9 protein-coding genes are annotated in these 10,580 nt (G+C 62.3%); 2 read left to right on the top strand and 7 right to left on the bottom strand.

Translation table 11 applies throughout. The features are described from left to right. Positions 1-295: 295 nt before the first annotated feature. Positions 296-1,495, bottom strand: a complete 1,200-nt coding sequence (locus tag BN1233_RS24335; RefSeq protein ID WP_046866246.1) for an MFS transporter — start codon at positions 1,493-1,495, stop codon at positions 296-298. Positions 1,496-2,138: 643 nt separating this feature from the next. Between BN1233_RS24335 and BN1233_RS24340 the strand changes: the two genes are divergently transcribed. Next, a complete protein-coding gene (locus tag BN1233_RS24340; RefSeq protein WP_046866247.1) occupies positions 2,139-2,933 on the top strand; it encodes a dienelactone hydrolase family protein in 795 nt (264 codons plus the stop codon). 83 nt (positions 2,934-3,016) lie between these two features. On the opposite strand, the gene BN1233_RS24345 is transcribed toward BN1233_RS24340, so the two are convergent. Next, positions 3,017-3,424 carry a hypothetical protein gene (locus BN1233_RS24345; RefSeq protein WP_046866248.1) on the bottom strand — a complete coding sequence of 136 codons (408 nt, stop codon included), beginning with the start codon at positions 3,422-3,424 and terminating at the stop codon, positions 3,017-3,019. Positions 3,425-3,863: 439 nt separating this feature from the next. Further along, positions 3,864-5,078: an adenylate/guanylate cyclase domain-containing protein gene (locus BN1233_RS24350; protein WP_046866249.1), complete on the bottom strand. Its 1,215-nt coding sequence runs from the start codon at positions 5,076-5,078 to the stop codon at positions 3,864-3,866. A 449-nt stretch (positions 5,079-5,527) separates the two neighbouring features. On the opposite strand from BN1233_RS24350, the gene BN1233_RS43260 reads away from it, so the two are divergent. Continuing rightward, entirely contained in the window at positions 5,528-6,316 is a 789-nt protein-coding gene (locus BN1233_RS43260; protein WP_048708299.1) for a bestrophin-like domain, read from the top strand. Positions 6,317-6,565: 249 nt separating this feature from the next. Here BN1233_RS43260 and BN1233_RS24360 read toward each other — a convergent pair whose 3' ends face one another. The 4 genes from BN1233_RS24360 to BN1233_RS24375 form a co-directional block, all read right to left on the bottom strand. Continuing rightward, positions 6,566-6,859, bottom strand: coding sequence for a hypothetical protein (locus tag BN1233_RS24360; protein ID WP_046866250.1), 294 nt, complete (start codon positions 6,857-6,859; stop codon positions 6,566-6,568). 11 nt (positions 6,860-6,870) lie between these two features. Next, positions 6,871-7,452: a hypothetical protein gene (locus BN1233_RS24365; RefSeq protein WP_046866251.1), complete on the bottom strand. Its 582-nt coding sequence runs from the start codon at positions 7,450-7,452 to the stop codon at positions 6,871-6,873. A 23-nt stretch (positions 7,453-7,475) separates the two neighbouring features. Continuing rightward, positions 7,476-9,077, bottom strand: coding sequence for a tetratricopeptide repeat protein (locus BN1233_RS24370; protein ID WP_046866252.1), 1,602 nt, complete (start codon positions 9,075-9,077; stop codon positions 7,476-7,478). 385 nt (positions 9,078-9,462) lie between these two features. Further along, a complete protein-coding gene (locus BN1233_RS24375) occupies positions 9,463-10,332 on the bottom strand; it encodes a hypothetical protein (protein ID WP_147707499.1) in 870 nt (289 codons plus the stop codon). Between the last annotated feature and the right edge of the window lie 248 nt (positions 10,333-10,580).

Genomic DNA, 10,580 nt, shown 5'->3' on the forward strand with positions numbered 1-10,580 from the left:
GAGTCGCCAATCCGCGGGAAGGCTGAGGTCGGTCCGGTCCGCAGGACGTCAAGCTACTGCCTCAGAGTTGTCCGCTGCCTTTGAAGGGCCGCACCGACCGTAACTGCGACACGGGCTTCTATGCGCTTCAGGGGGCGCAGATCGAGGAGAGCGTTGCCCGTTAGCTCAGAGAGTTCGGCACTGCCGACCGGTTGACACAACCAAGACCCCTTATGGATGTCCGAAGAGCTTGATCTGGCATCCCCGCGTACCGTTTTCTCAGGAAGCGCTCGTTCTCCGAGGCTCGAGCCTCGACTCAGGCGGAGCGGGTACTCCGCGGCAGAAGGAAGGTCAGAAGCCCGAAGGCCGGCAGCCAGGCGCACAGGCGGAACACCTCGATAATACCGACCCGGTCGGCGATCACGCCGAGCCCTGCCGCTGCGAGCCCGCCCAAGCCGAAAGCCAGCCCGTAGAACAGCCCGCCGACCAGCCCGACCCGGTGAGGAACGAGGTCGATGGCAAAGATGAGAATCGACGAGAACGCGCTTGCCATGATCAGATTGATCAGGACGCTCAGGACCCCCGTCCAGAACAAATCCGCATGGGGCAGGATCAGTGCGAACGGCAGCGAGCCGAGGATCGATAGCCAGATCACGCGGTTGCGTCCGATCCGGTCACCGATCATTCCACCGACGATCACGCCGATTGCGCCAACGACGAGATAAAGAAACAGCATGAGCTGTGAGACCTGAATCGTGACGTTGAAACGTTCGATCAAGTAGAACGTGTAATACGATGTGAAGCCGGCCGTGTAGGCGTTCTTCGAAAACAGCAGGATGATCAGGATCGTCATTGCGAATACGACGTGGTTGGCCGGAAGCTTGCGCTCCGACAATCTTGTCGTTCCCACGGCAGCCGCCTGTTCGCGCCGCAGGGCGGCATACCGCCCAGCAGTCCAGGACATCAGCACCATTGCGAGAAGCGCGACCCCGGAGAACCAGGACAGGCTGGTCTGCCCGCGCGGGACTACGACAGCGGCAGCCAGCAGCGGGCCGATGGCGTAACCGGCATGTCCGCCGATCTGGAACACGCCCTGGGCGAGCCCTTGCCGACCCGCCGCCGCATGCCGCGCCATCCGCGTCGCTTCCGGATGGAAGACTGCGGAGCCGAGCCCGACAAGTGCCGCGGCGACCAGCACCATCTCGTAGCTGATCGCGAACGACAGGCCGAGGAGGCCGAGCAGCGTCGCACCCATGCCGGCCACCATTGCGTAGGGCCAGGGCCTGCAATCGGTAAGGTATCCCAACACGGGTTGCAGGATCGACGAGGTGACCTGGAACGCGAGCGTGATCAGGCCGATCCGCGCGAAATCCAGATGGTAGGTGTCCTTGATCACTGGATAGATCGCAGGGATCATCGACTGGATCAGGTCATTGAGGAGATGCGCGACGCTCAGCGCGGCCAGCACGGGCATGAGCGGTCGGTTCGAGGAGGGGGCGAGCGCGATCGAGGCCATGCGGTCATGGCTTGACTTGCCGATGCGACCAAGTCAATGGGCAACGGTTGCGAGTGAGTTTATGAGACGGTATCAGCCGTCGCGATCGCTCTTGCGCCACCTTTCGGCAGGCCTCGACCCGGCGGCGACTGGCACTCGACCTGCTGGACTTTTAGTTCACGCCCTCTGGGTGCTCAGTGAACACCGGCTCCCGGAGAGACTGGACCCCATCTGATCGTCGCGCTCGACGATGCCACGAGCGGGATTACCACGCTCTTCCTCGCCGAGGGGGCGGCACGGCCTCGAGCCTGAGGGAACTGCACGAGACAAACTTCTACGGCCGGAGCCGATCGCTTGTGACGTTGATCATCACGTCGGCCGGGCCGCGTTTGATGCTTCGCTCAGTCATAGTTTAAGCGGCACGATCCGCTACGGCCCCGCCGAGGTGCTCGCAGGCATCTACATCACCGGCCCAACAGTAAGACGACGTGATTTGCTCTCGAGCGCTGTTTCGGTGAATGCGGCCTCATTGCCGATGCGAATGGCCAGACGATTGCCAGGAGCCTTAGAAAGGAGCAAACTCTCCGTAGGTGGCCGATACGGCCTGTGCATTCTGAAGATACCGTGTTGGTTGCCGTCGCTTGAAACCTCGCGGGAGACCTTCATGCGAACGATGATGGCAGCGGCGCTCTGCGCCCTGACGATGGGCGCAAGTGCACACGCCGCGATCAAGGAAGAGCCGGTCACCTACCAAGCCGGCGAGACCACAATGAAGGGCTTCGTGGTCTACGACGATGCGGTTCAGGGCAAGCGTCCCGGCGTCGTCATGGTGCACGAGTGGTGGGGCATCACGAAGCACACCCACAACGAGGCGCAGAAATTTGCGCAGCAGGGCTACACCGCCTTCATCGCCGACATGTACGGCGACGCCAAGACTGCCGACAACCCGAAGGATGCCGGCACACTCGCGAGTTCCGTCATGAAGGATCCGAAGGTCATGGAGGCGCGCTTCAACGCCGCGCGGACCCGACTGGCCGAGCATCCCACGGTCGACCCATCGCGCATCGGCGCTGTCGGCTACTGCTTCGGAGGCGCCGTCGTGCTGAACATGGCACGCGCCGGCGCCGATCTCGCCGCGATCGTGGGCTTCCACGCCTCGCTCGGCCTCAACACCCCCGCACCGGCTCCGGGCAGTGTCAAGGCGAAGATCCTGGTCCTCAATGGCGCGGACGACCCCTTCGTAAAGCGCGAGGAGTACGAGGTGTTCAAGAGGGACCTCGATGCGGCGCATGCGGATTACCGGATCATCGAGTACCCGGGCGCGGTGCACGCTTTCACCAACCCCGAAGCCACGGAACTCGGCCAGAGATTCAACCTGCCGCTCCGATACGACGCGCAGGTCGACCGCGAGGCAAAAACCGAGGCGTCGAAGTTCTTCGCCGCCAATCTCCAGAAGTAGCAGGCATCGCCAAGGCCTTCGGCTCCAGTCGACGCTATGGGATGCCTGTGACGACACCCAGGTTCCCTGTGTTCCCGATCCTTTCAGCGCGCTCTCGTCCGGCCAAGTGGCACAAGGTCAATGTGCGCTGGATTGGGGGTATGATCCAGCATGGCCCCGTTCGCGGCATCCACAACGAGGCCGACCGAGCCGCCGGGGAGAATGGCGTTTCCGATCATCCCGGGAGCCGCCTTGTCGGTGAGTTCCGGCTTCACGAGCAGCGCGCCCGGCCGGTATCCTTTGGCCTCGGCGTAAGCCGTGAACTCCTCTTTCCGGTTCACCTTCACGAGGCAGGGCGACCGGGGGCATTCGTGCCCGAGGGACGTTCGGATCTGCGCTGAGGCCGGGCTTGCCGTGATCGTGACCTCCTCCTCGACACCGCGCGTCACGGTATTGCAGGCCGTCAGACACAGAAGCAGACCCGCCGCACACCCTGGAATTCTCGCCCGCATGGATCGTCCCTGCCGCGATGGAAGGCCTGACTGCATATCACCAGCAGATAGCGCCTACGGCCAGGGTCGCCAGAGCGGCGGTTGCGAATTCACGGGAGAGGCGGCCTCAGAGCATGGGCGATTGCAGCGATTTTCTTGTTTCTGTCTTTCTTTCCGAAGCTGCAGACCTGTCGAAACTCCCGGATTCCGTTAGCAGCCACTCACGGAAAGTCTGTACGGTCGGGAACTCCAACGCGGAAGGCTGACATATGACAAAGCAGGCGAGGGGACAGGGCATTTCCGCCCTGCAGGCAATGACGAGTTTCCCCACCTGCATTGGGTAAGATGGCTTTGAAAGCTCGCGATACCGGTTGCTCCTGCGATCCCCTTGCCGAGCAAGAGGGCGACGGAACATGGCAGAAGCAACGGACCTTCAGCTCCTTCGATGCTTGGTCTCGGTTCACGTAGCAGTGTCCTTGGGATGACTACCTGGTGATCCCTCAGTGGGAGTGCAGGGCACGCGCAGTTCGAAGATCGGCTGCTCGTCCGGAATACCTGGCAACGTGAAGGTTCCGAGCAGGCGTTTGGCATCTGCTGGAAAGAATGCGGCCACGTCCCGTGAGCAGACGGCGGTACTCCCCATGCTCTTGGCTATGGCTTCCAACCGGCTGACAAAGTTGACGGTAGGACCCACCACCGTGAAGTCCAGGCGATCCGGGCTGCCGATATTGCCGTAAGTCACGGAGCCCACGTGCAAACAGCCGACGAACTGCAGTCCCCCGATCTGATCCGCTCGGATCAAGGCTGCCTCTACGGCCCGCCGCGCGCGATCGCTGGCCTTGGCTCGTCCACCTTCCTCGACAGGAAAGATCGACAGCACGCCATCGCCCATGAACTTGAGCACGTCACCGCCCTCCGCCCGCACAGCCGCAACGACGACCTCCAGATAACGGCCAAGGTGGTCCAGGAGCTCGTTGGGAGACAATCGTTCGGAGAGAGCTGTGTAGCCTCGCAGGTCGGTCAGCAGCACGGCTGCTTCGATGGCCATTTGATCGCCCCGGCGGATGGCACCAGCCGCAATCCGCCGCGCAGGGCCATCCCCGAGATAGGTTTGCAGCAAACTCTCGGCTGAGCGCCGCATCGCGGCAGGTTCCAGCGCCGCAGCGAGGAAAGGACTGAGTTCCTCGATGAGGATGACGGCGTCGTGGCTAAAGCCGCCTGCGGCATCGGTCGTGAAGGCTGCCCCTTGCACCGAGCCGTCTCCGTACACGATGGGAAGAGCGAAGTAGTCTGTGCTGCCCGACGCTGCCAGCTCGAAGAGCACCGGATGATCGTTGGCTGAATCGAGATCTCGAAGGGAACGGTGGAAGCTGGTGCGCTTCTTGATGACATATTCGAAGGGGCTACCGGCGTATGAACTCGTGGCAAGCATGCTGCGGGGGATCGTGTATTCCTCGGCACCGGCCCCGCGCAGCCAGACCACGCCCCAGGCTCCGATCAAGGGATTGGCAAGCCGCTGTCCGACCCGAACCCGCCAGAGCGGGATGCCTGCGGCCACGAGCCGTTCGCAGCTTTGCGCAACGATCTCGGCCGGCGTGAGAGACACGCGCGCTGTGCCGACCAGCCAAGTCGTGAAGTCGAGGAGACTGAAGCTCGGCAGAGCCCGACCGGGCATGGCTTGACCCACTTGTCCATTACCGAAGAGGGCAGAAATGCTGCCACACTCTTTCAGAACCGCATTTTGGCAGCAAAAACCACCAAGGACATAGCAACGGGATGACCTGAAATGGATTCAGGCGTCGATAGTTGCGGCGGAAAGTTGGCGGGGCCGCGAGAGCAGTAGATCGGATGAATCCGGCGAGCGCTCAGGAAAACCCAAGCTCACGTGATAATATTCAAGCTTGTCAGCGATGGGAAAGTGGACCTCCAAGGGACTTTGCTTTGCGATCTTCAGACGTAGACGTTCATAGCCGGTCTGGCAGAAGTTGGGGCGGTAAAACCGGTTGGGCTCAGCGGAGTCCTGTGCAGTGCCGGCAATAGTCTACCGTAGCAAGAACCTTTGCTACTTGCGGACATCCGCTCTGATCAGTCATCATCCGTGGCAGGACCGGAGCAAGTAGACACATGGCACTCCTGACCGCCCAGCCATTGTGGCTGACGGGCGTCCTCGTCGTCGGCGTGGCAACGCTCCTCGCGATCGCCGCCCCCATCCATGTTCGCCGCCGCGTAACATCGGAACGTCTCCGGATCAACAACGAGGTCGCCGGCTTCACGTTCGCGACGGTCGGCGTGCTCTATGCGGTGCTGCTGGCCTTCGCCGTCATTATCGTCTGGGAGAAGTTCAGCGAGGCGGAGAACGCGGCGGCCCAGGAGGCCGGCGCCGCCGCGTCGCTCTACCGGCTGGCCAACGGAATCGGAGGTGATGCCGGCGCCGCGCTTCGCGACGGCATGACCCGTTACGTCAGAGCGACCATCGCCGAGGACTGGCCCGCCATGGCACGGAATGAGTCGAGCCACGCCGTGACGCGCATGCTGGACGCCGCCTATGCGGCGCTCCTGACGTTCACCCCCGGCGACGGCCGCGAGACGACTCTTCTGGCTGAGACTCTCCGTCAGCTTGATCACCTGACCGAGGCCCGCCGCACGAGGCTCATCCTGGCCAGTGGCGCGGTCCCAGGGGTGCTCTGGTTCGTGCTCCTCGGCGGCGCCGTTCTGACGGTCGGCTTCACGCTGTTCTTCGGCACCGAGAACCTGCGCGTCCAGGCAGCGATGACGGGGATCCTGGCCTTCCTGATCTTCTCGGGGCTGCACGTGATCATCGCCATTGATCATCCCTTCACGGGGCCCGTGAGGGTGCAGCCGGAGGCGCTCGCGGCGGTGCTCGAGGACTTCAGTGCGCAGGTCCAGCCGTGACCTTGCCGGTGGATCTCGTTGCACGCCTCGCAGAGGAGAACGGCCAACAGACCGAGGCGTGCTCTCTCTTGGCAGAAATCCTTCTGTCGGCCGCGGCCTTCCTCCGCCACTTTGTCTTGGTCGCCGCGCCCTGCCTCGCGTCCACTCGCCTTCGATCTCCCGCCGCTAGCAGCTTCGGCTGTCGCGGGTCGACCAGCAAAGATCGCGCAAGCGCCATGTGCCCGCATGCTATCAATCGGCTGAGGCTGCTCAGTCCGGCACGACTTCCCGAAGAACTGCTGGCGTCATGGTAAAGCTGCCAACGGCCAACGGTCGGTCATAGATCATGAGAGGAGTCAGACAGATTGCAACCGCTGTCGCGAAGATGAGCATGGTGGCGGCCTGGGCCAGATGCGCGTCGGTGTGCAGGATGGCGATCGTCACCAGGATCAGCGTAATGAGAACAACCAGACCCGAGGTGGTGATCAGCCACGAGGGAGAGCCGCTCGTCACAGCCACAACGCTCAACCAAACAAATCCCGCAGGTCGCTGGTTGATGGGCATTTCCTATCCGGTTACAGCCCCAAGGTAACTTCCGCCCACTGCAACATGGGTTCGCTATTGAGGAAATTTATCACAATCGGCTCGATCGTCGCTAACGCGCCAGAACGAAGCAGAACCGTTGCCGCCACCATGTCGCAGCGCTCGTTGAAGGCGATTGATATCGCCGCATCATTTCGGTTCTGAGAACCGCTAAGGCTGTAGGCTCGGCTGCGGCCCTGCATCGAACCAACGGTGATCGGCCGGCCAGTGCCTAACGGCATCGCTTGGTGGTCGATCAACTCGAGATCGTCCATGCGATCGAGGTCCGCATCGTCGGCAATACCAGACGTGCAGTTGCAGAAACCGAGTTTGGCGCGAACATACAGGTTGACCTCGTTGCCGCAATCGAGTGCCTTGCACCGGAACGCTTTGCCCTTGCCCCAGGGATCGACCGGAAAAGGCCATCGAGTCTCGGTCCAGACCGGTCGAACGATGTGCGTGGACGAGGCTCTGCCGTCTGGAATGCGAGAATGAAGCGCATACGCTCCGACTACCCCCGCGGACGCAAGGGCAGCGCTCGCCATGATGATGCGCGTTCTGCCCGTCACGCGCATGGGGCTACCGTCTCAGCCCTGTATTAGTTTTTAGCCATGAATGCCCGCGCGGCATTTATCTCAGGCCTGCTTGTGTCAGCACCCTCGGCCAGTGTGAGAGCCTTGGCGTAATACTGCCGCGCCTTGGCGGCATCGCCCGCGCTCTCGGAGGCGTGAGCGGCTCCGACCGTGGCGCCAAAGCGGTTCGGCTCCTTGGCCAATGTACCTTCGAACGCGGCAAGCGCTTCCGCTGCCATACCCCTTTCGAGCAGCATGGTCCCGTAGAGTTCCCGCGCCGGTGCGAGCGGGCCTGGCGTGACGATTGATTTTTCGGTCTTATCCTCCGCGTCGGCAGCGGCGCGTAAAGCCTCGAGGGCCTCCGTGTGCTTGCCCTCGGCGCTGAGCAGCCAGGCTGTTGCGACCTGCCGCTGAATGTCAACGATCCCCATCCAGTAGGCGTCTTTCTCCTGCTCCAGCTTGTCCTGCAGCTCTGTGAGCTTCGCGATGTCGGCCCGTGCCGCATCGGGATCTCCAGAGCGAGCGGCGCCGAGCGCACGCGCGAAATGGGTGATCGCGTCGACATACGCGAACCGGCTCGGCTCTACCTTCAAGGCGGCGGCGCCTCGCCAGTCGCCACGCTCGACCATGTAGCGAGCATGACTGGCGGCTACCGCATAGGGCCCGGTGCGGACATTCGGAGTGTAGCCCTTGGTTGCGGCCATCTCCTCGACTACCTCACGCGCCTGCTCGTCGTGCGCGAGCTGCAGATGGGCGTAGACGAGATAACCCTGGGCGTGCAGCTGCTCGTGGGGCTCTTTGCCCTCTTTGGCGGCCCGCGCCGAGCGGCTGTTTGCAGCGATCGATTCCCGCCAGTAGCCGACGCGCGTGAAGATGTGGGAGGGCATGTGCTGAGCGTGCGGCGCCGCGGGGGCTATCTCCGCATAGCGCTTGGCGGCCTCCAGGCCCTTCTCCGCAATGGGCGGGTAGTCGTAGAGATGGATGAGGTAATGAGCGATGCCTGGGTGCCGTGGCTGCCGGTTGAAGATCGGCTCCAGAATGGCGGCGCCCTTCAGTTGATTGGCATAAGTTTTGTCGTTCGGTGAGGCGGCGACATTCAGCGTAATCGCATAGGCGATCTGCGCCTCGTCATCGTCCGGATAACGCGCTGCGAGTGCTTCCATGGCCTTGAGGTAGGCTTGCACGCGCTGGCCGAAGGAAACCTTCTCATCGCCTGAGTAGAAAGCGAGGAGCGCATTGATGTAGTCGCGCTCGCGTTGGGTTTTGGCGCCCATCGCTTTGGCCTTCTCCAGTGCCACGAGGCCTTCAGCGAGGTTCTCCTTCGGGGCCGGGAAGTGCGGGTTCAGCAAAAGGCTGAGGGCAATGCCCCAGTAGGCGATGGCACATTCGGGATCCGCTTTGAGCGTCTCTTCAAAAATCTCTTTCGCGGGCCGATACCAGAAGGAGTGCTTATACCGCATCGCGCGGTCGAAGCGGCGTTGTGCCACCTCGTTGCATGATGTCTGGAAATGCACCTTGCCGAACTGCTCGTCGGTTCCTTCCTGGGCGACCGCGGCTGGCCCGGTGAATACTGCACCCAGTGCCGCCAGAGCGAGAAGTGAGACGGTCCTCAGAGCAAGCGCGCGCATCGACCCCTCCTAAAGAGGCTCCATCCATCCCAAAAATCTGTTCTTTGGATGGGCGGCCTACAAAGGCGGCTCGCCGAAGGTGGGCAGCGTCAGCGGCTGCCGGTTCGTCTACCAGCTCCGGGCGAAGCTTCCACCCATTCACACTTCACGTCAACCGAGAAGAGAATCGTGCGGGAGGTTACTGGAGGTTCGCTCCTGGTAGGAGTCTGAAGTTGGCCGAACGTCCGCAATCACGAGGTGAGCGAATTTTTCGACCAGTCAGCTCAATCACTGAGTCTGAGCCGTTGAGACCTTCGAAGAGTCTTGCTTCTGCAATGGTGCGAAAAGGGAGTGTCATCTCGGGCCGAACGTAATCGACTCGTCGACCAAGATCGGGATGGGTCCGTCAATCCAGAGTGATGGCTCCCAATCCGAAGCCTGTCTTGTCAGGCGTGATCCAGACCTCTCCCTCGCCGAGCATCATCCCCTTGTCTCGAACAAAGAGCGTCTCGAAGGTGGATTTCGCGACGACCTCGCGGATGTGCTGGTCCATGATCCTTTCCTTCGCCGCGATCAGTTGATCGTGGTTGCGGATGGTCCGTCTGGTCTTTCCCGTAATCGTCAGAGGGTAGTGGGCGACACGGGAGAGGAGTTCGATGTCACCAGATCGGAAAGCTGCCTTGACACGCCTGAAGCCGTAATAGGCGGCAAGGGGATCAAAGTTCAGGTGGCGGTAGCTGGCCTCGAGTTCGGGCGACAGCTTCGGCCGGGAGAATCCCTCTCCAGGCGGACTCACTGGCAGGTCTATGGACCGCCGCAGCTCCCTCGCGAGTAGGTTCAGGGCCCGGTAGCGGTCGTAGAGCTTCTGCAGTTCCGGCAAACGGGTCTGCTCCGCTCCGGCCGCGAGTGATCCCGTGATCTCCTGCTTGAGCGCCTTCGTGTCGGCCCCTGGATTCCGCGAGCCCCGGGCGGCGACCGCCTTCTCCATCTCGACATCGAGCTGGTTGCGCGCAATCCAGAGTCTTTCCTCGACCTCGGCAAGAACCTGCTCGTGCGTGGGCCTGAAGCCAGGGCCCCTCGCGAGGTCGGAAGGAAGGGCCTTCATGGCCTCCTGGGGCTTCGGGCCCTTCGGCTCGTCGGACGGATACCGGGGATCAATCTTGTAGGTCCTCCCATAGACCCTGACGAAGAAAGGGTCCGCATGGGCCGGAAGGACGGTGAGCAGAACCAGCAGGCAACCCGACAACCCGAGAATCCTGGCGGAAAAGTCGGTCATCGCCGCCTCCTTTCCGAAGGAAATCGGTTGACCCATTGTACACCCCGACTTCCGGGGCCGAAACGGCCGGGGCTGCGAAACGAGAGGGCAGGGATTGGATTGGGGAGCTGCCGCGGTGACGGCTCTCGACCAGATCGTGCTTTCGATCCGCGTGGCCGCATTCGAGCCACAGATCAAACACTCCGGCCGGCAGCATCGAGTGGTCGCCAATCGGACGATCTCGCACTGTATTCAGATGAGGATGCGCA

Origin of the sequence: Microvirga massiliensis (genome assembly GCF_001006805.1) — a bacterium.
Classification (GTDB): Bacteria; Pseudomonadota; Alphaproteobacteria; order Rhizobiales; family Beijerinckiaceae; genus Microvirga; species Microvirga massiliensis.

Bases quoted from the DNA above. Each gene is read 5' to 3' on its own strand.
- BN1233_RS24365 (WP_046866251.1), bottom strand. From the start codon at position 7,452: ATGCGCGTGACGGGCAGAACGCGCATCATCATGGCGAGCGCTGCCCTT.
- BN1233_RS24345 (WP_046866248.1), bottom strand. From the start codon at position 3,424: ATGCGGGCGAGAATTCCAGGGTGTGCGGCGGGTCTGCTTCTGTGTCTG.
- BN1233_RS43260 (WP_048708299.1), top strand. From the start codon at position 5,528: ATGGCACTCCTGACCGCCCAGCCATTGTGGCTGACGGGCGTCCTCGTC.
- BN1233_RS24375 (WP_147707499.1), bottom strand. From the start codon at position 10,332: ATGACCGACTTTTCCGCCAGGATTCTCGGGTTGTCGGGTTGCCTGCTG.
- BN1233_RS24360 (WP_046866250.1), bottom strand. From the start codon at position 6,859: ATGCCCATCAACCAGCGACCTGCGGGATTTGTTTGGTTGAGCGTTGTG.
- BN1233_RS24340 (WP_046866247.1), top strand. From the start codon at position 2,139: ATGCGAACGATGATGGCAGCGGCGCTCTGCGCCCTGACGATGGGCGCA.
- BN1233_RS24335 (WP_046866246.1), bottom strand. From the start codon at position 1,495: ATGGCCTCGATCGCGCTCGCCCCCTCCTCGAACCGACCGCTCATGCCC.
- BN1233_RS24370 (WP_046866252.1), bottom strand. From the start codon at position 9,077: ATGCGCGCGCTTGCTCTGAGGACCGTCTCACTTCTCGCTCTGGCGGCA.
- BN1233_RS24350 (WP_046866249.1), bottom strand. From the start codon at position 5,078: ATGCCCGGTCGGGCTCTGCCGAGCTTCAGTCTCCTCGACTTCACGACT.